Source organism: Friedmanniella luteola, from assembly GCF_900105065.1.
Classification (GTDB): Bacteria; Actinomycetota; Actinomycetes; order Propionibacteriales; family Propionibacteriaceae; genus Microlunatus; species Microlunatus luteolus.
The window spans coordinates 41376-63612 of sequence record NZ_LT629749.1 but is presented as its reverse complement, the minus strand read 5'-3'; the positions used below and the strand labels follow the sequence as shown (position 1 = coordinate 63612).

Below are 22237 nucleotides of genomic sequence, written 5' to 3'. Positions count from 1 at the left end.
GCGTTCTCAGGCGTCCGGCTCGGACGCTGCCGCGCGCTTCCTGGCCGCGGCGTTGGCGGCGCGGGTCCTGGCCGCCTTCTTGGCCGCGGCACTGCGCTTCCGCTGGGCGGCGGCCAGCTCGGCGAGGATCTTCTGCTCCGCCCGCTCCCGGCGCTTGAGGGCGTTCTGGCGCTGCTTCTCCTCGCGCTCGACGACGGCGGGCGAGCGGACCGGCCAGACGTACTCGAGGTCGGGCCGCACGTCGGGGAACGAGGCGCGGTAGAACGCCGGCTCCTTGCGGACGAGCGCCGACCGGTGGCTCTCCCGGACGGCGTCGTCGAACAGCCACGGCGGCAGCAGGCCGGCCTCCCGCAGCTCCGCCTCCGAGCGGATGTGCGGGACGCCGAAGGTGGCCAGGTCGGCCGCGATCGTCGCGGCGCAGGTGTCGCCGAAGCCGCGCTCGAGCCACACCTCGCACATGGCGAGCCCGTACCGGCCGAGCGCCTCCTCGTAGCCCTGCCACATCAGCACGGCCGGGTGCGACTTCCAGGCGTAGCCGGGCACGGTCAGCGCCCGGACGATCTGGATCACCTCGACGCGCTGCTTGCCCAGCCGCTTGGTGTCGAGCGCGCGCGCCGACTCCACGAAGTCGACGAAGGGGACGAAGGTCTGCATCACGGTCCTCGGTGGAGCGGTCTCGGGGTCACGGTCTCAGTCGGGCTGGCAGCGCGGGCAGGCGTAGGACGTCCGCCCCTGCAGGGTCGTGGTGACGACCGGCGTCCCGCAGTCGGCGCACGCGTCGCGCCTGTAGACCCGGCGGGAGACGGCCTCCGGCACGGCCAGCCGGTCCTCACCGGCGGGGACGTCCACGGTGATGATCCGGCCGTCCTCGACGGCCTGGCCCATCATCGCCGCCAGCCCGGACCAGAGCGCGTCGAACTCCGTGTCGCTGACCCGCGACGCCGGCCGCTCGGGGGCGATCCGCAGCGCGTGCAGGATCTCGGCCCGGAAGACGTTGCCCACCCCGGCCAGCACCGACTGGTCCATCAGCGCGACACCGACGCTCCCGCGGGAGGCCCGGAGCCGGCGGCGGGCCTCGGCCGCGTCGGCGCCCCGGGGCAAGATGTCGGGGTGCAGGGGGCCGGCGCGCAGGGGGTCGGGACCCAGCCCGGCGAGCAGCCGCTCCCGGCCGGCCGCGTCGAGCGGCTCGCAGGTGCTGGGGGCGATCAGGTCCCAGGCCACGTCCGCCGTGGCCAGCCGGAGCCGGACCTGAGGCATCGGCGCCCCGGTGACGGGGGCGAAGCGCAGCAGCTTGCCCCGCATCCCGAGGTGCACGTGCACCGTGGGGTGCTCCGCCAGGTCCACCAGCAGGTGCTTGCCGTACGCCTCGACGGCGGCGACGACCGCCCCGTCGACCGCCGCGGCCGGGAACCGGCCCTGCGGTGAGGCGGCCGACACCCGCTCGCCCACCAGCTCCTGCAGCTCACCGGCGAGCCGGTGCAGCGTGTGGCCCTCGGGCACGCTCGGCGTCCCCGGGTCAGCGCACGACCAGCGGGTGCGGCCCGGCGGCCACCACCTCGCCGACGACCGGCGCCCCCGGGATCTCCCCGACGACGAGCAGCCCACCGCTGGTCTGGGCGTCGGCCAGCAGCAGCAGCTCGTCCTCGTCCGCGCCGGCGTCGAGGAAGGGCCGGACCCAGTCCAGGTTGCGCCGGGTGCCGCCGCTGACGAAGCCGTCGGCCAGGGCCGCGCGGGCCCCGTCCAGGTAGGGCACGGCCGCCGCGTCCAGCCGGATCGTCACCCCGGAGGCGCGGGCCATCTTGTAGGCGTGGCCCAGCAGCCCGAAGCCGGTGACGTCGGTCGCGGCCCGGACGCCGGCGGCCAGCGCGGCCTCCGAGGCCGCCCGGTTCAGCTGCGTCATCAGCGCGACGGCCTGCGGGAACACCTCACCCGTCGCCTTGTGCCGGTTGTTCAGCACGCCGACGCCGAGCGGCTTGGACAGGCTGACCGGCAGCCCGGCGACGGCCGCGTCGTTGCGCAGCAGCCGGTCCGGGTCGGCCAGACCGGTGACGGCCATCCCGTACTTCGGCTCGGGGTCGTCGATGCTCTGCCCGCCGGCGACGTGCACCTGCGCCTCCCGGCAGACGTCCATCCCCCCGCGCAGCACCTCCCGCAGCAGCTCCATCGGCAGCACCTCGCGGGGCCACCCGACGAGGTTCAGCGCGACCAGCGGCGTCGCCCCCATGGCGTAGATGTCGGAGAGCGCGTTGGCGGCGGCGATCCGGCCGAAGTCGTAGGCGTCGTCGACGACGGCGGTGAAGAAGTCGGTCGTGCTGACCACCGCCCGGCCGCCCTCGATCCGCACCACGGCCGCGTCGTCCCCGGTCTCCAGACCGACGACCAGGTCGGGGGAGGTCCAGGGGGTCAGCCCGGCCAGCGTCTTCTCGAGCTCGCCCGGCGGGATCTTGCAGGCGCACCCGCCCCCGTGGGCGTACTGGGTCAACCGGTACGTCTGCTGCTGCGTCGCCAGGCTCATGCGCCCCACTCTAGGAGGGCCCGTTACCCTCCTGCGTGGAGGCGTACAGGTGCCTGGTGGCCCTCCCGGTCTTCAAAACCGGTGAAGCCGAGCAGCTCGGCTTGGCGGGTTCGATTCCCGTCCGCCTCCGCCACCCGTGCCGGACCCCGCCGGCCACGCTCCACCGTGCCGTCGCGGCGCGGTCGCCCGGGCCGGAGGACCTCCGAGCCCGGCATAGGATCGTGCGGTGACGACGGCGGAGGTCGACCCCCGACGACGCGTGCCCCGGACGGACGCCGTGCTGGCCGACCCCCGGCTGGTGGCCGCCGCCGGCCGGCTCGGCCGGGACGTCGTGAAGCAGCAGGTGGTCGCCGCCCAGGGTCGCGTCCGGTCAGGGGAGCTGGCCCCCGAGGACGTCGCCGACGCCGCCGTCGCCGCGCTGCCCGGCTCGCTCAGCAGCACCGACGCCGTGCTCAACGCGACCGGCGTCGTGCTGCACACCAACCTCGGCCGCGCCCCGCTGTCCCCGGCGGCGGTCGAGGCCGTGACCGCGGCCGCCGGCTACGCCGACGTCGAGTTCGACCTGGCGACCGGCCGGCGGGCCCGGCGGGGCCGCGGCGCCCTCGACGCCCTGGCGGCCGCCGTCCCGGCCGCCGGCTCCGTGCTCGCCGTGAACAACGGCGCCGCGGCCCTGGTGCTGGCCACGACGGCCCTGGCCGCCGGCCGGGAGGTGGTGATCAGCCGCGGCGAGATGGTGGAGATCGGCGACGGCTTCCGGCTGCCGGAGCTGATCGCCTCGACCGGCGCGCGGCTCCGCGAGGTGGGCACGACGAACCGGACGGCGGCCGCCGACTACGCCGCCGCGCTGGGCCCGGACACCGGCTGCATCCTCAAGGTGCACCCCAGCAACTTCCGCGTCGAGGGCTTCACCTCGGCGGCGTCGGTCGACGCGCTGGCCCGGCTGGGCGTCCCGCTCGTCGTCGACATCGGCAGCGGCCTGCTGGCCCCGGACCCGCTGCTGCCGGCGGAGCCCGACGCCGACAGCACGCTGCGGGCCGGCGCCGACCTGGTCACCGCCAGCGGCGACAAGCTGCTCGGCGGGCCGCAGGCCGGGTTGCTGCTGGGCCGCACCGACGTCGTCGAGCGGCTCCGCCGGCACCCGCTGGCCCGGGCGCTGCGCGTCGACAAGCTCACCCTGGCCGCCCTCGAGGCGACCCTGCGCGGGCCGGTCTCCCCCACCTGGGCCGCGCTGCGCGCCGACCCCGACGTCCTCCGAGCCCGCGCCGAGCAGCTGGTCGCCGCCCTCGCCGCGGACGGTCTGCCCGCCGCGGTGGTGCCCTCCGACGGGGCCGTCGGCGGCGGCGGCGCCCCGGGGCTGACCCTGCCGGGCTGGGCCGTCGCCCTCCCCGAGCACTACGCCGTCGCCCTGCGGACCGGCCGGCCCGCCGTGGTGGGGCGGGTGGAGCGGGGGCGCTGCCTGCTGGACCTGCGCTGCGTCGGCGCCGACGACGACGCCCGGCTGCTCACCGCCGTCCGCGCCGCCCGCCCCCGGGTCGAGGACCGCGGGACCGGCGACCCCGAGACGGTGCGCTGAGTGCACGTCGTCGCCACCGCCGGGCACGTCGACCACGGCAAGTCGACGCTGGTCCGCGCCCTCACCGGGATGGAGCCCGACCGCTTCGCCGAGGAGCAGCGGCGCGGCATGACCATCGACCTCGGCTACGCCTGGACGACGCTCGACGGGCCGCCGGGCAGCGACCGCACGCTCGCCTTCGTCGACGTCCCGGGCCACGAGCGGTTCATCGGGACGATGCTGGCCGGCCTGGGTCCCGCTCCTGCGGTGATGTTCGTCGTCGCCGCCGACGAGGGCTGGCGCCGGCAGTCCACCGAGCACCTGGCCGCCGTCGACGCCCTCGGGCTGACCGACGGGCTGCTCGTGGTCACCCGCGCCGACCTCGCCGACCCGGGCCCGGCCATCGCCGAGGCGCAGGCCCAGCTCGCGGCCTCGAGCCTCGGCCGGGTCCCGGCCGTCGCCGTCTCCGGCCGGACCGGGGCCGGCCTGCCCGGGCTCCGCGCCGCGCTCGCCGACCTCGTCGGCCGGCTGCCCGCGCCGCGCACCCACGGACGGCTGCGGCTGTGGGTGGACCGGTCCTTCACCATCCGGGGCGCCGGCACCGTCGTGACGGGGACGCTGGGCGCGGGCCGGCTCCGCGTCGGCGACACCCTCCAGCTGGGCGGTCGACGGGTCCGCGTGCGCGGCCTGCAGACCCTCGGCGAGACGGCCGGGAACGTCGCCGCGGTGGCGCGCGTGGCGGTCAACCTGCGCGGCGTCGAGGTCGACGAGGTGGGCCGCGGCGACGCCCTGCTCACCCCGGACGCGTGGCCCTCGACGTCTGCCGTCGACGTCCGGCTGCACCCGGCGACCGGCACCGTGGCGGACCTGCCGGCCGAGCTGGTGCTGCACGCCGGCACGGCGGCCGTCCCGGTCCGGCTCCGGCCGCTGGGCGGCAGCGCCGCCCGGCTGACCCTGCACGCCGCGCTGCCCCTGGAGCCGGGCGACCGGGTGGTGCTCCGGGACCCGGGCCGGCACGCGGTCGCTGCCGGCGCCGTGGTCCTGGACGCCGACCCGCCCGAGCTGCGACGCCGGGGGGCGGCCGCCGCCCGGGCCGACGACCTGGAGCGGGCCACCGAGGCCGCCGCGGGCGAGCAGCTGGCCGAGCAGGTCCGCCGGCGTGGCGCCGTCCGGCGGTCCGAGCTGGCCGCGCTGGGCGTGCCCACCGACGACGTCGGCCTGGTCGAGGTGAGCGGTGCGTGGTTGGTCGACCCGGGCGTCTGGTCCGGCTGGCAGCAGGCGCTGGGCGCCGCCGTCGACGCCCAGGCCCGCGCCCACCCGCTGGACCCCCGGCTCTCCGTGGAGGCGGCCCGCCGGGAGGTCGGCGTCCCGGACCGGGCCCTGCTGCTGGCGGCGGCGGCCGCGGCCGGTCTCGAGCACGCCGACGGCCGGCTGGCCCGCCCGGGTGCCGGCGACCACCTCGGACCGGCCGAGGCCGGGCTGGCCCGGCTGGCGGCCCACCTGGAGGCCGACCCGTTCGCCGCGCCCGAGAAGGGGGACCTGGAGCGGTGGGGTCTGGGCGTGGCCGAGCTGGCCGCCGCCGAGCGGGTGGGCCGGGTGGTCCGGCTGTCCCCGGACGTCGTGCTGCTCACGACCGGCCCGGCCCGGGCCATGCGGGTGCTGTCGGGGCTGGCCCAGCCGTTCACCCTGAGCGAGGCGCGGCAGGCCCTCGGCACGACCCGTCGGGTCGCGGTCCCGCTCCTGGAGCACCTGGACCGCCGGGGCTGGACCGTCCGGGTGGACGGCCAGCTCCGCCGCGTCAAGGGGCGCTAGCCGCGCCGCGAGCGTCGGAGCCGCGCGTCCTCGTCTGGACGACCGAGGGAGCGGACACGTCCCGCGCGGAGCGAGCTGGAGCGCACGTCCGTCCGCGAGCGAGGGAGGAAGGCGGGGACGTCAGCGTGGCGTGCGCGAGCTGCGCCGAGAAGACAGCACGTGCCAGGCCCGGCCGACCAGCAGGAAGACCAGCAGCGTCACGACCAGCGGCGCCCACGGCACACCGCTGAAGGTCGCTGCGACCCCGCCGCTCGACACCGCCTCCACCTGGGTGCCGAGGAAGCTGCCGCGGGCCGGCGTGGTCGTGCCGGTCGAGCCGAGCGCGTCCAGCATGCCGAGGGTGTAGAAGAGCGTGGCGTACAGCCAGGCTCCCAGCACGAGGCCCGCCGCGAGTGCCCCCTGGTTCCAGCGCGGTCGGGGCCGGGGTTCGGCCTCGAGGTACTGGCCGGCCAGCTGCCGGGGCGCCCCCAGACCGGCCAGGGCGGCGTCGAGACCGACGTCCGCCGTCGCCTCGTCGAGGTTCGCCCGCAGCTCGCCCAGCACGGCACGGCGGCGACGGCGCGGCATCGGGTCCAGCCACAGCTCGACGCGCTCCAGGAACCAGGAGCGGCGCCAGCGGTCGGTCAGGGACGGGGTGCGGCTCATCGGGACTCCTCGGTGTCGGGAAGCAGGCGGTGGACGACGTCGGCCAGGTCGGCCCAGGCCCGTCGGGCGTCGGCGAGCAGGGCCAGCCCGGACGGGGTGGGCCGGTAGTACTTGCGGGCGGGTCCGGCGGCGGAGGGGACGAGGCGCGAGCTGAGCCGGCCCTCCCGCTCCAGCCGGGTCAGCACCGGGTAGACGGTGCCGGTGGCGATGCCGTGCAGGCCCCCGTCCTGCAGGCGGGTGACGAGCTCGTAGCCGTAGGACTCCTCCCGGTCGAGCAGGGTGAGCACCAGCATCGGCAGCACCCCCTTGAGCAGCTGCGGGTCGCGTTCGACCACCTCGGCGACGTCCATGCTGAAAGGCTAAGCCTGCTATTCGGCTATGTCAAGTAGCGGACGAGACCGAGCAGCCAGGTCGACGCGGTGACCGGGACGTCGGCCAGCGGCGCGGCGGGCCCGGACTCAGGAGGTCCAGGCCCGCCAGAGCCGGGCGTACTCGCCGTCGGCCTCGACCAGCTCGGTGTGGCTGCCCAGCTCGGCGATCCGCCCGTCGATGACCACGGCGATCCGGTCGGCGTCGTGCGCGGTGTGCAGCCGGTGCGCGATCGCGACGACGGTGCGCTCCTCCAGCAGGGCCGCCATGGACCCCTCGAGGTGCCGCGCCGTCCGCGGGTCGATCAACGACGTGGCCTCGTCCAGCACCAGGGTGTGCGGGTCGGCGACGACCAGCCGGGCCAGCGCGATCTGCTGCGCCTGGGCGGGCGTCAGCTTCTGGTGGCCGGCTCCCAGCAGGGTGTCCAGGCCACGCGGCAGCCGCTCCACCCAGTCCCAGGCGTCGACGGTGCGGAGCGCCTCGACCACCGCCTCGTCGGGCGAGGACTCCCGCGCCAGGATGATGTTGTCGCGCACCGAGCCGACGAACACGTGGTGCTCCTGGGTGACCAGGGCCACCTGGGTGCGCATCACGTCCAGCGGCAGCGCCGTGAGCTCCACGTCGCCGACGGTGACCGAGCCGGTCCGCGGGCCGTTGATGCCCGCCAGCAGCCGGCCCAGCGTCGACTTGCCCGAGCCGCTGGGTCCGACGACGGCCAGCCGCTCCCCCGGCTGCAGGTCGAGGTCGATGCCGTGCAGCACGTCGTGCCCCTCGCGGTAGGCGAAGCGCAGGTCGCGGCCGACGAGGTGGTTGCCCAGCGGCAGCGCGTCCCCGGGGACGCGGTCTTGCGGCACCGAGGCGATCCCCAGCAGCCGGGCCGTCGAGGCGACGCCCACCTGCAGCCGGTCGACGTTGCGGATCAGCCGCTCCAGCGGCTCGATCAGCGCCTGTACGTAGAGCACGGCCGTGGTGATCTGGCCCAGCGTGACCATCCCGTTGACGTAGCCGAACGCGCCGACCAGCAGCACCAGCACCTGCGGGGTGTCGAAGGCGATGCCGAGGACGCCGAACAGCAGGTTCCGCAGCGCCATGGTGTAGCGCTCGGCCTGGGAGGAGACGGCGATGTCGTCGTCGCCGGTCCGGGTCCGGATCTCCTGCAGGCCCAGCGCCTCGACGGTGCGGGCCCCCTCGATGGTCTCGGTCAGCGTGGTGTTGATCCGCGAGTAGGTGCCGCCCTCGGTGATGTAGCCCTTCGGCGCCCGCGCCAGGTAGCGCCGGGTGGAGAACCACAGCAGCGGCATGCTCACCAGCAGCGGCAGGGCCAGCAGCCACGAGTTCAGCACCATCGCGACCACCGTCAGCGCCGTGGTCATGGCGGCGATGATCGCCTCGGGCAGGCCGAAGCGGACGGACTCGCTCATGGTGTGCACGTCGCGGGTGACCCGGGTGACGAGGTCGCCCGAGCTCGCGCTCTCCACCCGGCCCAGCGGCAGCCGCAGCACCGTGCGCACGACGTACTCCCGCGCCTCGGCCAGCAGGTCCTGGCCGAACCGGACCGAGGTCCGCAGGGCCAGGAACGTCAGCACGGCCTGGGTGAGCACGACGGCGACGACGGCCAGGGCCAGCCCGTCCAGGCGCGCGCCGAGGGAGCCCCCCGCGCCCGCGGCGTCGACCAGCTGGCCGAGGATCCGCGGCACCACGAGCCCGGCGAGGGCCGCCAGGGCGTGCAGCACGAGCAGCGCGACGACCAGGAAGCGCCGGCTGGTGAACAGGTCCTTCAGGAAGCCGACGACCTCCGGGCTGCCGGCCACCGGCAGGGCCCGGGCCGGGCGCCGCGACGTGCGGTAGTACGCGTCCGCCCGCTCCTCGCGGGCCAGGTGCCGGGCCCGCCAGGCGGTCAGCCGTTCCCGCGGAGCACCGCGGTAGGGGGGCTCCAGCACGGGCGGCACGGCGGGCGGCGGCTCTCCCGTGCGCCACGTCTCGGCCGAGCCCTCCAGCTCGACCCGCAGGTCGGTCATCGTCCCTCCCCTCCGCCGACGGCGTGCTCGGTCTCCCCGGCGACGGCCGGTCGGCCGCCGTCCTCGTCCAGCGCCCGGGCCACCACGGAGCGGTAGCCGGCCGAGGTCGACACCAGCTCCTCGTGGGTCCCGCTGGCGGCGACCACGCCGTCCTCCAGGTACGCGACCCGGTCGGCGTGGTGCAGCAGCAGCGGGGAGACGCTGGTGACGACGGTGGTGCGGCCGGCCCGGTGGTCGGCCAGCCGGCTGGCGATCAGCGCCTCCGTGTGGGCGTCGACGGCCGACGTCGGCTCCACGAGCACCAGGACGGGCGGGTTCAGGCCCAGCGCGCGGGCGAGCACGAGACGCTGCCGCTGGCCGCCGGACAGCCCCCGGCCGCGCTCGTCGATCGTGCCCTGCCAGCCACCGGGCAGGCCCTCGAAGACGTCCTCGGCCGCCGCGGCGTGCAGCACGCCCTCGGCCTCCGCGCGGGTCAGCCGGTCGTGCGGGTCGACCAGCTCCTGCAGGGTGCCGGCGAAGACCACGCTGGCGGCGTCGCTGACCAGGACCGTGCGACGGACCTCGGTGAGCGGCACGTCGGCCAGGTCCACCGGGCCCAGGCTGACGCCCCAGCTGCCGGAGGCCAGCCGGCGGTCCCGCTCGGCCAGCCGGACCCGGTCGGCCTGCTGCTGGGCCCGCGCCCGCTTGGCGGCCCGGCCCTTGACGCCCTCGACGTCCAGCGCCACCGGCTCGTACTCCGCCGGCAGGTAGCGGCCCAGCCGGTCGGCGAGGGCCGCGGAGTCGTCGGGCAGCGCGGAGACGACGAGGGTCAGCTCGCCCGGCCGGGCGGTGAAGCCCGAGCGCTGGTCGTGCAGCACGCCGTCACCCGGCAGCCGGAGCGGCTCGGCCGGCGGGGTCCACGGCGGCTGCTGCTCGAGGACGGCGATGGCCTTCCGCGCCGAGACCAGGCAGCGCACCCACTTCTGGGTGGACTGGAAGAAGGTCTGGATCGGCCACACCATGAAGACGGCGTAGCCGAAGAAGCTGACGAGCTGGCCGACGCTCAGCTGCCCGGCCACGACCTGGCGGGCACCCAGCCAGGTGAGCGCGACCAGGAACAGGCCCGAGAACAGCACGCTCGTCGCGTCGACGGCGGCCTGCCAGCGGCCGGCCGACAGCCCGGCCGAGCGGGTCAGCTGGGACTGGGCCGCGTAGTTGCGGGCGAAGGTCTGCTCGCCACCGATGCCGCGCAGGATGCGGAGCCCGGCCACGATGTCGGTGGCCAGCGAGGTCAGGTCCGCGGAGCGCGACCGCTCCGCCTCCTGCCGTCGCTGCAGCGGGCGGAGCAGGGGCAGGGCGAAGACCACGATCAGCGGGGCCGCGACCAGCACGACCAGGCCGAGCTGCCAGGACGTGGACAGCACCAGGCCGGCGATCACCAGGTAGGCGACGACGGCGCCGGCCAGGTTGGCCAGCAGCTCGTTCAGGCCGCCGAACTGGTCGGCGTCGCCGGAGGCCACGCTGAGCACCTCGCCCGTCGGCGTCCGCTGCGGCAGCACGTGACCCATCTGGGCCACCTTGCGGGTGACCAGCTTGGTGCTGCCGTACATCGCCACCAGCCAGGTGCGGACGATCAGGGTGTGGCTGAGCACGCCGGCCACCGCCCCGAGCACGACGAGCCCCAGCAGCACCGCGCACAACCGGACGACGACGTCGAGGTCCCGCGGCGAGATGCCGTCGTCGATGATCCGGCCGACGACGTAGGGGCCGACGGCGCCGGGCAGCCACTGCAGCACGGTGACGCCGGTCAGCAGGACGATGGCCGAGCGCTGCTGGCGCAGCAACCAGAGCAGGAACCGGCTGGGGCTGCGGGTGTCCGGGTGCGAGAAGTCGCCGCGGCTGCGGGGGTGCCGGGGTACGTCGGGACGCACGTCGGCCGCGGCCCGGCTGGTGGGGGTGGCGACCGCCGCGTCCTCGAAGTCCGGGACGACCGGCGGGAAATCTTGCATGACCGGCTCAGCCTAGGCGTCGGCTGTGACACTCTCCACCCGGTTTCGGTCCCCCGCCCGGGGCCGCGGGCGGCCGGGGTGGTGTCAGTGCCCGCACCTAGGATCGGGACATGACCAGCGAGCAGAGCAGCGACGAGCAGGGCAACGACGGGCCCGGCAGCCAGGCCGTGGCCGGGGCCACCGAGGACGGCCGCGTGTTCGTGGTGACGCCGCAGGCGATGGCCGTCGAGGGCCCGCCGGTCGAGCGGGTCGAGACCCCGGGCGACGCCGCGCCCCGGTCGGTCACCGAGATGGTCGAGCAGCCGGCCAAGGTCATGCGGATCGGCAACATGATCCGCCAGCTGCTCGACGAGGTGAAGGCCGCGCCGCTGGACGAGGCCAGCCGCGTCCGGCTGGCCCAGATCCACTCCGCCTCGATCGCCGAGCTCAAGGAGGGTCTCGCCCCCGAGCTGGTCGAGGAGCTGGACCGGATCGCGCTGCCCTTCAGCGCCGAGGAGACCCCGACCGAGGCCGAGCTCCGGATCGCGCAGGCCCAGCTGGTCGGCTGGCTCGAGGGCCTCTTCCACGGCATCCAGACCGCCCTGTTCGCCCAGCAGATGGCGGCCCGCGCCCAGCTCGAGCAGATGCGCCGCGCGCTGCCGGCCGGCCGCGGACCGGTCGCTCCCGAGGGTCCCCCGGGAGGCGGCAGCGGAGGCATGTATCTCTGACCGGGGCGTGCGGGGCGCGGGCGCCGAGGGCTCCGACGTCGACCTCGCCGTCCTGGGCGGCGGGCTGGCCGGCGGGCTGGTCGCCCTCGCCGTCGCGGAGCGGCACCCGCACCTCCGGCTCGCGGTCGTCGAGCAGGACCGGATCGGCGGCAACCACGTCTGGTCGCACTTCGCCGCCGACGTGGACGACGCCGACGCCTGGCTGGTCGAACCGCTGATCAGCCACCGGTGGGACGCCTACGACGTGGCGTTCCCCGGCTTCGCCCGCGAGCTGCGCGCGCCGTACCGCAGCATCACCTCCGAGCGGCTGGCCGAGGTGGTGCACGCCCGGCTGCCCGCCGGATCGGTCGTCCGCGGCCGCGTCGCTGACGCACGCCCCGACCGGGTGCGGCTGCACGACGGCCGGACCCTCCACGCCCGCGCCGTGCTCGACGCCCGGGGGCCCGGCGACCTCGGCCTGCTGCGGCTCGGGTACCAGAAGTTCGTCGGGCAGGTCCTGCACACCCGGGCTCCGCACGGCGTCCAGCGGCCCGTCGTGATGGACGCCACCGTCGAGCAGCGCGACGGCTACCGGTTCGTCTACCTGCTGCCGTTCGGGCCGCAGGAGGTCTTCGTCGAGGACACCTACTACAGCGACTCCGCCGACCTCGACGTCCGCGACCTGCAGCGCCGGATCGCCGCCTACGGGACCGCGCGCGGCTGGCAGGTCGAGCGCGCCGGCCGCACCGAGAGCGGGGTGCTGCCCGTCGTCGTCAGCGGCGACTTCGACGCCTACTGGGCCTCCACCGGCACCGAGCTGGCCAAGGCGGGCATGCGGGCCGGGCTCTTCCACCCGACCACCGGCTACTCGCTGCCCGACGCGATCCGGCTCGCCGGGCTCGTCGCGGCGGCCGAGGACCTCAGCCACGCCGCCCTGCTGGAGCTCACCCACACCCACGCGGCCCGCACCTGGCGGGAGCGCGGCTTCTACCGGCTCCTCGACACCATGCTGTTCGGCGCTGCCGAGCCCACCGAGCGCTACCGGGTGCTGCAGCGCTTCTACCGGCTGGACCCCGCGCTGGTGCAGCGGTTCTACGCCGCCGGCTCCACCCGCAGCGACCAGCTCCGGATCCTCTCCGGGCGGCCGCCCGTGCCGGTCCACCGGGCCGTCCGCGCCATCGCCGCCGCCCACGGACGGCGCTAGCGGAAACCTGCACCACCACGGAACCGGAGGCCGCGAGGCGCCGTCCCACCCGAGGCCTGACACCACGACACCTCGGAGCCGTCCATGACCACCTCGCTCGCCCCCCGCCCCCGCAGCACCGCCCCCGCTCCCGCCCCCCGGCCGAGCAGCACCACTCCCGCACCCCACGCCAGCACCCAGCCCGCCGGGCCCAGCTGCGTCCAGCTGCCCCGCGTCTTCCAGGACCCGCTGCTGGAGGAGCCGCCCGCCGCCGGGGCCCCGGCCGAGGACCGCCGCCGCTACGCCGAGCTGGTGGCCCGCGCGACCGCCGCCTGCCAGCGCTGCCCCCTCGTCGTCGCCTGCCTCGACCGCGCCGTCGTCGAGCACGACGTCGCCGGCTTCGTCGGCGGCACCACCGCCCGGCAGCGGGTGGAGATCCGCCGCCGGCTCGGCGTCGTCGTGCCGCCGGAGGACCTGGACACGCTGGCCGGGGTGCTCGGCGGGAGCCGCCCCGTCGACCACGACGAGGTGCTGCGGGTCCGGGCGGCCCACCCGGACGAGACGCTCGAGGTGCTCGCGGTCCGGCTCGGCTGCTCGCTGTCGACCGTCAAGCGGCACCTGCGGCGGGAGCGCGACCAGCCGAGCCCGCCCCGGCCGGTCGCCGCCCGGCCGAGCCAGCAGCAGGTCCTGGAGGCCACCCTGGCCGTCACCCGGCCCGTGTCCCGCGGGCACCGGGACGCCGCCTGACCCGGCCCCCGGGTCTACGGTGAGGGTCCCCGACGAGGAGGCCCCGTGGACGCCGAGACCCGCGAGTTCGCCCGCTCCTTCACCCGGTACGTCGACGCGATGGCGACGGTCGCCCGGGAGGCGGACGCCGCGGAGCACCGCCTGACCGAGGTGGGCCAGCTGGTGCAGGACTTCCTCGGGGCCGACCTGCAGACGGTGGAGCCGGTCACCGAGAGCTTCCCCGCCCACCAGGTCGTCGACCTCGATCTCGCGCTCGACGCCCTGCTGGAGACCTACCGCGGGGAGCGGCAGGGCATCAGCGGCGCCAACCGGGAGCACGTGGACAGCGTGTCGGAGTACCTGGTCCGCACCCACTCCGCGTTCAGCCCGGGTCCGGTCAGCTACCGGCGCCTGGCCACGGGGCCGGACACCGACCGCCGCGTCGTCACGCTGGGGATCGGGATGCTGCGCTTCGACGGCGTCCCGGTGGCGTGGCTGCAGCGCGGCGCGAACCGCCGGCACGGCCGCGACGAGCACACCCTCGAGCTGCTGTGCCCGGACCTGGACCGCGCCGAGGCGTTCATGCGGCTCGTCCGCGACGAGATGTCGCGGCTCAGCATCCTGCGCGGCCAGGTGATCTCGTTCGCCTCGGACGAGTTCGACTACCACGACCCGGGTGGGTCGCTCACCTTCCTGCGGCGCCCGGAGGTCGGCCCCGAGCAGGTGGTGCTGCCCGCCGGGGTGCTCGACCGGGTCACCCGGCACGTGGTGGGCGTCGGCGCCCACCGCGAGACCCTGCGGGCCGCCGGCCAGCACCTGAAGCGCGGCGTGCTCCTCTACGGCCCGCCCGGCACCGGCAAGACCCACCTCGTCCGCCACCTGCTGAGCCGGACCCCGGGCACCACCGCCGTGCTGCTCTCCGGCCGGACGCTCGGGCTGCTCACCACGGCGACGACGCTGGCCCGCGCGGCCCAGCCCGCCCTGATCGTGCTGGAGGACTGCGACCTGGTGGCCGAGCACCGCGGCGGCGACACCAACGCCGCCCTGTTCGAGACCCTGGAGGCGATGGACGGGCTCGCCGCCGACGCCGACATCACCTTCGTGCTGACCACCAACCGCGCCGACCTGCTGGAACGGGCTCTCGTGGAGCGGCCTGGCCGGGTCGACCTCGCCGTCGAGATCCCCAAGCCCGACCTGGAGGGTCGTCGGCGGCTGTTCGGCCTCTACGGCGCCGCCCTGCTCGAGGCCGGCGGGGTCAGCGAGGCGGCCCTGCAGACCGCGGCCGCCCGGACCGAGGGCGTCACGGCGTCCTTCGCCAAGGAGGCGATCCGGCGCACCGTGATCAACGCCGCCCAGCAGGGTCGCCCGCCCGCCGACATCGACCTCAGCCACGCCCTGGACGAGATGCTGTCCGACGCCGAGGCCCTCACCCGCAGCCTGCTGGGCGGTGAGGCCCACTCCTTCGGCGACGACGTCGACCCGGGCTCCGACGCCCCGGCCGGCCGCGCCTACGGCCGGACCGCCCGTCCGGGACTGCACCCGGGCGACGCGGGCGGGCCCGACTGGGTGATCAGCTTCGAGGGGTCCTGAGCTGCCCGGCGCCCTGACTGGCCGTCAGGGACCGGTCGTCAGCCGAACCAACGCCGCAGCTCGGCCACGGGCCCGCCGTCGGCGAACGTGTCGGTCACCGCGTCGGCCACCGCCTGCACCTCCGGCGGGGCGTCGCCGATGGCCACGCCCCGACCGGCCCAGCGCAGCATCTCCAGGTCGTTGCGGCCGTCGCCGAAGGCCAGCACGTCGACCGCGGTGAGGCCGAGGCCGGCGGCGACCTCGGCCAGCGCCGTCGCCTTGTTCACCCCGTCGGGCGCGATGTCCAGCCAGGCGCTCCACCCGACGAAGTAGGTCACGCCGTGCAGGCCGAGGTGCTGGGCGAGGGCGATGAAGTCCTCCGACGAGCGGGTGGGGTCCCGGAGGATCACCCGCGTCACCGGCAGGGCCCCGAGCTGCTCGGAGTCCTGGATGATCATCTCGCCGGTCAGGTCCTCCGCGGGGAAGTGGCCGTTGAGCCGGTAGCCGCGGCCGATCTCCTCCACCGCGATCAGCGTGCCGGGCGCGAACGCCTCCACCCGGTCGATGACCTCGCGCGGGTCGAACGTGATCGCCTTCACGACCTCCTCGGGCGGGTAGGTCACCGTCACCGCGCCGTTCGAGCAGACGGCGGGCCCGGGCGGCAGGCCCAGCAGGTCGATGAGGTCGCGGGTGCCGTGCCAGCTGCGGCCGGTCGACAGGACGACGGGGACGCCGGCCGCCACGACGAGGGCGATCGCGTCCTTCACCGCGGTGGGCAGGGCCCCGTTGCGGTCCACCACGGTGCCGTCGACGTCGAGCGCGACCAGCCGGGGGCGCCACCCGGCGTCAGCCGACGAGCTCGCGGGCGCGTTCTCGGCCCTCATCCGCGCGGGACCAGGGCAGCGCGGCCGCCCAGGAACGGGCGCAGCGCCGCCGGGAGCCGCACGGACCCGTCGGCCTGCTGGTGGTTCTCCAGGATCATGATGATCGTGCGCGTCATCGCGCAGAGCGTGCCGTTCAGGGTGGCCACCGGGCCGGTGCCGCCGTCCGAGCGGGTGCGGACGTTGAGGCGCCGGGCCTGGAACTCGGTGCAGTTCGAGGTGGACGTGATCTCGCGGTAGCGGTCCTGGGTGGGCAGCCAGCCGTAGCAGTCGTACTTGCGGGCGGCGCTGAGCCCGAGGTCCCCGCCGGCCAGCTCGAGCACCTGGTAGGGGATCTCCAGCGCCTCGATGAACTCCTTCTCCCACCCCAGCAGCCGCTGGTGCTCCGCCTCCGCGTCCTCGGGGGCGCAGAAGACGAACATCTCGACCTTGTCGAACCAGTGCACCCGGAAGATGCCGCGGGTGTCCTTGCCGTAGGAGCCCGCCTCGCGGCGGTAGCTGGGGCTGAAGCCGGCGTACCGCAGCGGCAGGGTGGACGCGTCCAGCACCTCGTCGGAGTGGTACGCCGCCAGCGGGACCTCGGCGGTGCCGACGAGGTAGAGGTCGTCGTCGGGCAGGTGGTAGACGTCCTGCGCGGCCTGGCCGAGGAAGCCGGTGCCCTCCATGGCGGACGCCTTGACCAGCGCCGGCGGGATCATCGGGGTGAACCCGTTCGCCAGGGCCAGACTCATGGCCAGGTTCATCAGGGCGAACTCGAGCTCCGCGCCCTGGCCGGTCAGGTAGTAGAAGCGGGAGCCGGAGACCTTGGCCCCCCGCTCGACGTCGATGGCCCCGAGCAGCTGCCCCAGCTCCAGGTGGTCGCGCGGGGTGAAGCCCTCGGCGGCGAAGTCGCGGCGCTCGCCGTGGGTCTCGAGCACGACGTAGTCGTCCTCGCCACCCTCCGGGACGTCGGGGAAGACCAGGTTGCCGACCTGCTTGAGCAGCGCGTCGAAGGCGACGGACGCCTCACCCGAGCTGGCCTCGGCCTTCCTGACCTCCTCGGCGAGCTCCCGGGTGCGGGACAGCAGGGCGGCGCGCTCGTCGCCGGCGGCCCGGGCGACCTGCTTGCCGAGACCCTTCTGCTCGGCCCGCAGCTCCTCGTACCGGCTGATCGCGCTGCGCCGCGCCGCGTCGGCGGCCAGCAGCTCGTCGACCAGCGCCACCGACTCGCCCCGCGCCCGCTGGGAGGCACGGACACGGTCGGGGTCGGTGCGGAGCACCTTGACGTCGATCACCGCCTCAGCCTAACCAGCCGGCCGGAGGCGCAGCACGTGAGTTGCGCCGGTCGAGCAGGTGGCGTCGGGCAGGGGATGATCAGGGCATGCCGCGCCGACCACCCCGCCCCGCCGCCGTGGTGATCCTCGCCCTGCTCGTCGTCGCGCTCGCCGTCTGGACGGCGCTGACCCTGACCTGGGCCCCGGTCCAGGCGCTGGACGACCGGCTGCTGCCCCGGGCGCTGGACCCGTCGTCCCCCGTCGCGCAGGTCGCGGCCGCCGTCGCGCTCGTGACCCTGCCGACGCTGCAGTACCTGGTGCTCCTCGCGGTCGCCTTCTGGGCGTCGCGGCGGCGCTTCCGCCAGCTGTCCGTGGCGCTCGTGCTGATGGCGGTGCTCGGCTGGGGGCTGACGGCCCTGCTGCGGCTGCTCGTCGCCCGGCCCCGGCCCGCCCAGGCGCTCGACCTGCTCAGCACCCAGGGCTCGGCCTACCCCGCGGCGCACCTGGTCAGCTCGACGATCACCGCGATCGGCGTCGGCGCGGTGTTCGCCGTGACCCGGCGGAGCGTCCGGGCCCGGTTCCTGTGGGAGTCCGGGGCCAGCGCCGTGGTGCTGCTGGTCGCGGTGGACTGCTGGCTGCTGGGGGCGCACCACGTCAGCGACCTCGTCGGCGGCCTGCTGCTCGGGGGGGCGGTCGCGGTGCTGAGCCTCGTCGTCAGCGGCGTGCGGGTGCCCGTGCCGCACGACCTGGTCACCGAGATGGTCCGCAGCCGGCAGCCGGACGACACCGACGGGCCGCCGGCCCGCCGCGCCGCGGTCATCGTCAACCCGTCGAAGGTGCTCGACTGGGTCACCTTCCGCCGCCAGGTCGAGTACGAGCTGCAGCAGCGCGGCTGGGGCCACCCGCTGTGGCTCGAGACCACCGTCGACGACCCGGGCCGGGCCATGACGCAGCAGGCCGTGGACGCCGGGGTCGACCTCGTGCTGGGCGCCGGCGGCGACGGGACCATCCGGGTCATCTGCTCGGGGCTGGCCGGCACGGGCATCCCGTTCGGGCTGATCCCCTCGGGCACGGGCAACCTGCTGGCCCGCAACATCGGCATCCCGCTGGACCGGGCCGCCGCGCTCGAGGTGGCCCTGGACGGCGCCGACAAGGGCGTCGACCTGGTGGAGATCCGGGTGGACGACGGCCCGCCCGACCACTTCGCCGTGATGGGCGGCATCGGCATCGACGCCGTGATCATGGAGGGCACCAACGCCGACCTGAAGAAGGCCGTCGGCTCGGCCGCGTACTTCGTGTCGGCGGCGCGGAACGCCAACCACCCGGCGCTGCACGCGACCATCCAGGTCGACGACGACCCCCCGCTCCGGCGCAAGGCGCACGTCATCGTCGTCGGCAACGTCGGCTACCTGCAGGCGAACATCCCCCTGATCCCCGACGCCAAGTACGACGACGGGCTGCTGGACGTCATGGTCGCCTCCCCCCGCACCGCGACGGACTGGGTCCGGCTCACCACCCGGGTGCTCACCCGGCAGCGCCGCTCCGACGAGCAGCTGGACCGGATCACCGGCCGCAAGGTGACCATCACCGTCGAGGAGCGTGACCAGTACCAGCTGGACGGCGACACCGTCGGCGAGTGCGGGCGGATGGTGGCCGAAGTCCAGCCCGGCGCCCTCGTCCTGCGGGTGCCCGGTGCCTCCGGCCAGGGCGGTGCCGAGCCCGCCGCCGCGCTGGCGCAGTCCACCCAGGACGACCTGGCGGGGACGAAGGCCTGAGCCGACCACCGCGACCTGAGCCCACCACCGCAGCACGGGCCGCCCACCGCGGCCTGAGCTTGTCGAAAGTCCTTCGACGAGCTCAGGGAACGGGTGGCCTTCGACAGGCTCAGGGAACGGCTGGCGGGCTCAGCCGTGCAGGCGGCGGAACCAGGACGCGGCGGCGGCGTAGTCGGCGTTCGTGGTGCCCACCCGGATCACCGGGCGCTGCTGGTCGGCGCGGGGGTAGCTGCCCAGGAACACGACGTCGGCGCAGACCCGGTGCAGGCCCATCAGGGCCTCGGCCAGCCGTGCGTCGTCGAGGTGGCCCTCGGCGTCGACGGAGAAGCAGTAGTCCCCCAGCGTCCGCTTCGTCGGCCGGGACTCGATCCGGCACAGGTTGACCCCCCGGCTGGCGAACTGCTCGAGGATCTCCAGCAGCGCGCCCGGGTGGTCCTCGCGCATGAAGATCACCAGCGTCGTCTTGTCCGCACCGGTCGGCGGCGCCACGGGACCCGGCCGGGAGACCAGCACGAACCGGGTGACCGCGTCGGGGTTGTCGGCGATGCCGGTGGCGAGCGGCGCCAACCGGTACAGCTCCCCGGCCACCTGCGCGCAGATCGCCGCGTCGAAGCGGGAGCCCGGGTCGGCGACCTCGGCCGCCGCGGCCGCCGTGGACCCGCCCTCGGTGACGGTGGCGCCGGGTAGGTGCGCGGCCAGCCAGCCGCGGCACTGGGCGGCGGCGTGCGGGTGGGTCAGCACCTGCCGCACGTCCCGCAGCGCCGTCCCCGGCCGGCCGAAGAGCGTGAACTGAACCGGCAGCAGGACCTCGCGGGTGATGACGAGGGGGTCGCCGTAGGTGAGGTTGTCCAGGGTGGCCGTCACCCCGCCCTCGACCGAGTTCTCGATGGGCACCAGGACCGCGGTCACCTCGCCGTCGCGGACAGCCTGCAGGCCCTGCCCGACGGTGGCGAAGGGGACGGGCTCACCGTGCTGGGCCGGGAGCGTCCGCAGGGCCTGGTGGGTGAAGGTCCCAGCGGGTCCGAAGTAGCCGTACTGGGCGGGCGGGACTCCTGGCACCGGCTCAGGCTAGCGGTCAGCGGGCCGTCATCCCGGCCAGCGACGCGTCGAGGACGGCGAGCGTGGCCCGGGGGGTGTCGTCGGGGCGGCTCGAGAACCAGAAGGCGTGGCCGCCGCTCTGCAGCTCCACCACGAGGACGCTCGTCTTGTCGTACCGGCTGGGGACGCCCGGGACCGTGTAGTGGATCTCGGCCGTCCTCGCCTCCGAGGAGCCGGTCCGGGAACCGTCCCAGGACTGCCGCACCGCCTTCTCCACGGTCGTCTCCTGGCCCGCGAAGAACTGGTCGCGGAGCGAGGCGAAGACGGCGGCCGCCGTGCCCTGCAGGTCTCCCCGGGTGACCAGGGCGTCCGGCACCAGTCCGATCCCGGTGGTGGCGGACCAGTCGCTGCCGTCCGCGTCGTAGTCGGCGTGCACGGGCGCGTTGCAGATCATCACCGAGGTGAACGTCGGCAGGGCGGGCTGGGGGAGGCGCTGCACGCGTAGGGCTCGACGGGCAGCACCAGCCGCAGCTCCTCGATCGACGCGGTCCGGGTCGCGGCGTCGTAGACCACGGCCGGCCCGCCCGTCTCGCCCGTGGGGGGCGCCACGGCCGGACCCGACGGCAGCCGCTGCGCGCTCGCGGACACCACGGCCCCGACGGCCACCACGGCGACGACGACGACGGCCGCCACGAGGGCGACCGCCACCGGGAGCCGGACCCCGGCCGGGCCAGGTGCCGCGGCCGGCGGCCCCGCCGACGCCGACGGGTCGGCCGGGACCCCGGCGGGCGGGGTCGGTGGTGGTCCCGCGGCGTCGGCCGGGTCGACCGGTGGCGCGAGGGTCGGCGCCTGCTCCGGAGGCCCGACGGTGGCGTCGCGGCTGAGCCAGCGGGACCAGGCCGCCCCGTCCCACCAGCGGAAGACGTCGGCGGAGCCACTGGGGTCGGCGTACCACCCGGGGTCCGGAGCGCTCACCCGGTCACCCTAAGCGCCTCCCGGGCCGCACGGGCTCAGGCCGCGGCGGCCTCGTCCTCGGCCCGGCCCAGCCGCTGCCGCGCCCGCTCCGACCGCGGGCCGACGGGGACGCTGCTCGTCGCGGCGGCCAGGCCCATCGGTGGCGTGCCGACGTACATGGACTCCGCCCGCTCGACGAGGTAGGTCTCGTGCCAGATCCCCACGGCGCCCGGCGCCGACCGCGCCCGCCGGTTGAACGCCGTCCAGGCCGGCCGGTGCTCGGCGTCCGGTTGCGAGGCGTAGGCGTAGAGCTTCTCGGTCGAGGACCAGTACTGCACCAGGGTCGGTCCGCCCGCCCCGACCAGCAACCGGGAGCCGAGCAGCCCCGACTCTGGGTCGCGGGCCAGCTCGGCGAGCATCTTCGGCATGGCGCCGAAGACCGGCAGCCACAGGTCCGGCCGCCACGGCCGGTTGATGCGCATGCCGATGAGGAAGACCACCAGCTCGCCCTCGTGGTCGTGGGTCATCCGTCCGGGGACGACAGGTGGCATGATGCTCTCCTTGGATAGTGGTGCTCCCCATTATTGGCGAGTGCTGATATCCAATGTCAAGAGCGAGAGGACGGGTGTGCGGATCTCGGAACTGGCCCGGACGGCCGACGTGCCGCTGGCGACCGTCAAGTTCTACCTGCGCGAGGGGCTGCTGCCCGAGGGCCGGCGCACGTCGGCCACCCAGGCGCAGTACGGGGAGGCACACCTGGAGCGACTGCGGCTGATCCGGGCGCTGGCCGGGCCCGGCGGGTTGTCGCTGGCCGCCGTCCGCCGGGTCGTCGGGGCGATCGAGCACCCGCCCGACGGCGTGCACGAACTGCTGGGCGTGGCCACGGCCGCGGTCGACGAGCCGCTCGCCCCGCGCGACCACACCGCGGTGCACGCCCTGCTCACCTCCTGGGGCTGGGCGGTGCAGGAGAAGGACTGCCCCAGTCACGACCAGCTGGCCGCCGAGCTCGCCGCCCTCGACGACGCCGGCTTCGCCCTGCCCGAGGGGGCGCTCGACGCCTACCGCCGGCACATGGAGGCGATCGCCACCCTGGAGGTGGACAGCGTCCCCACCGGCTCGGCGGCGGCCGCCGTCCGGCACGTGGTCCTCGGCACGGTGCTGGTCGAGCCGCTGCTGCTGACGCTGCGCCGGCTGGCGCACCAGGAGCTCTCGGCCCGCCGCTTCGGCTGAGTGCGGGAGCATCGGAGGCGGCGGCGAGCCGCCGGAGGCGAGG

21 protein-coding genes and 1 tRNA gene are annotated in these 22237 nt (G+C 75.6%); 9 read left to right on the top strand and 13 right to left on the bottom strand.

The features are described from left to right. Positions 1-6: 6 nt before the first annotated feature. Genes BLT72_RS00315 through selD form a run of 3 tightly spaced genes read right to left on the bottom strand, consistent with a single transcriptional unit; the run spans position 7 to position 2515 of the window. Positions 7-654, bottom strand: coding sequence for an MSMEG_6728 family protein (locus tag BLT72_RS00315; RefSeq protein ID WP_172825996.1), 648 nt, complete (start codon positions 652-654; stop codon positions 7-9). 36 nt (positions 655-690) lie between these two features. Beyond that, positions 691-1500 (bottom strand): DNA-formamidopyrimidine glycosylase family protein, encoded by an 810-nt coding sequence (locus tag BLT72_RS00310; RefSeq protein ID WP_091408521.1) that lies wholly within the window; start codon positions 1498-1500, stop codon positions 691-693. 16 nt (positions 1501-1516) lie between these two features. After that, positions 1517-2515, bottom strand: coding sequence for a selenide, water dikinase SelD (gene selD / locus BLT72_RS00305; protein WP_091408517.1), 999 nt, complete (start codon positions 2513-2515; stop codon positions 1517-1519). A gap of 37 nt (positions 2516-2552) precedes the next feature. Between selD and BLT72_RS00300 the strand changes: the two genes are divergently transcribed. From BLT72_RS00300 to selB, 3 genes are all read left to right on the top strand, one after another. Continuing rightward, positions 2553-2648: transfer RNA gene (locus BLT72_RS00300), tRNA-Sec, on the top strand. 93 nt (positions 2649-2741) lie between these two features. Next, a complete protein-coding gene (gene selA, locus BLT72_RS00295; protein WP_091408514.1) occupies positions 2742-4088 on the top strand; it encodes an L-seryl-tRNA(Sec) selenium transferase in 1347 nt (448 codons plus the stop codon). Next, on the top strand, positions 4089-5879 hold the full coding sequence (gene selB, locus BLT72_RS00290) for a selenocysteine-specific translation elongation factor (RefSeq protein ID WP_091408510.1): 1791 nt from the start codon (positions 4089-4091) through the stop codon (positions 5877-5879). It begins immediately after the preceding gene. A 120-nt stretch (positions 5880-5999) separates the two neighbouring features. Here the strand turns inward: selB and BLT72_RS00285 are convergent, their stop codons facing one another. The 4 genes from BLT72_RS00285 to BLT72_RS00270 form a co-directional block, all read right to left on the bottom strand. After that, positions 6000-6524, bottom strand: coding sequence for an HAAS signaling domain-containing protein (locus BLT72_RS00285; protein WP_091408507.1), 525 nt, complete (start codon positions 6522-6524; stop codon positions 6000-6002). Further along, the gene (locus BLT72_RS00280; RefSeq protein ID WP_091408503.1) at positions 6521-6874 is read right to left on the bottom strand and encodes a PadR family transcriptional regulator; all 354 of its coding nucleotides are present in this window, start codon (positions 6872-6874) and stop codon (positions 6521-6523) included. The genes BLT72_RS00285 and BLT72_RS00280 overlap by 4 nt, the downstream gene beginning before the upstream one ends. Positions 6875-6982: 108 nt before the next feature. Then, positions 6983-8911 (bottom strand): ABC transporter ATP-binding protein, encoded by a 1929-nt coding sequence (locus tag BLT72_RS00275; RefSeq protein ID WP_091408499.1) that lies wholly within the window; start codon positions 8909-8911, stop codon positions 6983-6985. Next, positions 8908-10899: an ABC transporter ATP-binding protein gene (locus tag BLT72_RS00270; protein WP_091408496.1), complete on the bottom strand. Its 1992-nt coding sequence runs from the start codon at positions 10897-10899 to the stop codon at positions 8908-8910. The genes BLT72_RS00275 and BLT72_RS00270 overlap by 4 nt, the downstream gene beginning before the upstream one ends. Before the next feature lie 110 nt (positions 10900-11009). Between BLT72_RS00270 and BLT72_RS00265 the strand changes: the two genes are divergently transcribed. The 4 genes from BLT72_RS00265 (at position 11010) to BLT72_RS00250 (ending at position 15084) form a co-directional block, all read left to right on the top strand. Beyond that, positions 11010-11606 carry a bacterial proteasome activator family protein gene (locus BLT72_RS00265; protein WP_425349217.1) on the top strand — a complete coding sequence of 199 codons (597 nt, stop codon included), beginning with the start codon at positions 11010-11012 and terminating at the stop codon, positions 11604-11606. Positions 11607-11613: 7 nt separating this feature from the next. Beyond that, a complete protein-coding gene (crtY, locus tag BLT72_RS00260; protein WP_091408492.1) occupies positions 11614-12789 on the top strand; it encodes a lycopene beta-cyclase CrtY in 1176 nt (391 codons plus the stop codon). Between the two features lie 84 nt (positions 12790-12873). Then, positions 12874-13515 (top strand): WhiB family transcriptional regulator, encoded by a 642-nt coding sequence (locus BLT72_RS00255; RefSeq protein ID WP_091408489.1) that lies wholly within the window; start codon positions 12874-12876, stop codon positions 13513-13515. A gap of 45 nt (positions 13516-13560) precedes the next feature. Then, positions 13561-15084: an AAA family ATPase gene (locus BLT72_RS00250; RefSeq protein ID WP_091408485.1), complete on the top strand. Its 1524-nt coding sequence runs from the start codon at positions 13561-13563 to the stop codon at positions 15082-15084. Positions 15085-15122: 38 nt separating this feature from the next. Here the strand turns inward: BLT72_RS00250 and BLT72_RS00245 are convergent, their stop codons facing one another. Both BLT72_RS00245 and serS read right to left on the bottom strand, forming a co-directional pair. Then, positions 15123-15890, bottom strand: a complete 768-nt coding sequence (locus BLT72_RS00245) for an HAD family hydrolase (RefSeq protein WP_172826156.1) — start codon at positions 15888-15890, stop codon at positions 15123-15125. Between the two features lie 53 nt (positions 15891-15943). Continuing rightward, positions 15944-17218 (bottom strand): serine--tRNA ligase, encoded by a 1275-nt coding sequence (gene serS, locus BLT72_RS00240; protein WP_091408478.1) that lies wholly within the window; start codon positions 17216-17218, stop codon positions 15944-15946. 86 nt (positions 17219-17304) lie between these two features. Here serS and BLT72_RS00235 point away from each other — a divergent pair, with 86 nt between their 5' ends. After that, positions 17305-18972, top strand: a complete 1668-nt coding sequence (locus tag BLT72_RS00235; RefSeq protein WP_091408474.1) for a bifunctional phosphatase PAP2/diacylglycerol kinase family protein — start codon at positions 17305-17307, stop codon at positions 18970-18972. A gap of 129 nt (positions 18973-19101) precedes the next feature. On the opposite strand, the gene pheA is transcribed toward BLT72_RS00235, so the two are convergent. Genes pheA through BLT72_RS00215 form a run of 4 tightly spaced genes read right to left on the bottom strand, consistent with a single transcriptional unit; the run spans position 19102 to position 21515 of the window. Beyond that, positions 19102-20031 carry a prephenate dehydratase gene (gene pheA, locus BLT72_RS00230; protein ID WP_091408469.1) on the bottom strand — a complete coding sequence of 310 codons (930 nt, stop codon included), beginning with the start codon at positions 20029-20031 and terminating at the stop codon, positions 19102-19104. A 16-nt stretch (positions 20032-20047) separates the two neighbouring features. After that, positions 20048-20509, bottom strand: a complete 462-nt coding sequence (locus tag BLT72_RS00225) for a hypothetical protein (protein ID WP_091408466.1) — start codon at positions 20507-20509, stop codon at positions 20048-20050. Continuing rightward, positions 20464-20985 carry a DUF2510 domain-containing protein gene (locus BLT72_RS00220; RefSeq protein WP_091408462.1) on the bottom strand — a complete coding sequence of 174 codons (522 nt, stop codon included), beginning with the start codon at positions 20983-20985 and terminating at the stop codon, positions 20464-20466. Before BLT72_RS00220 ends, BLT72_RS00225 begins: the two co-directional genes overlap by 46 nt. 35 nt (positions 20986-21020) lie before the next feature. Beyond that, positions 21021-21515 carry a DUF4188 domain-containing protein gene (locus BLT72_RS00215; protein WP_157720200.1) on the bottom strand — a complete coding sequence of 165 codons (495 nt, stop codon included), beginning with the start codon at positions 21513-21515 and terminating at the stop codon, positions 21021-21023. 76 nt (positions 21516-21591) lie between these two features. Here BLT72_RS00215 and BLT72_RS00210 point away from each other — a divergent pair, with 76 nt between their 5' ends. After that, complete coding sequence (locus tag BLT72_RS00210; RefSeq protein WP_091408459.1) at positions 21592-22194, top strand: MerR family transcriptional regulator; 603 nt, start codon at positions 21592-21594, stop codon at positions 22192-22194. Positions 22195-22237 lie beyond the last annotated feature (43 nt).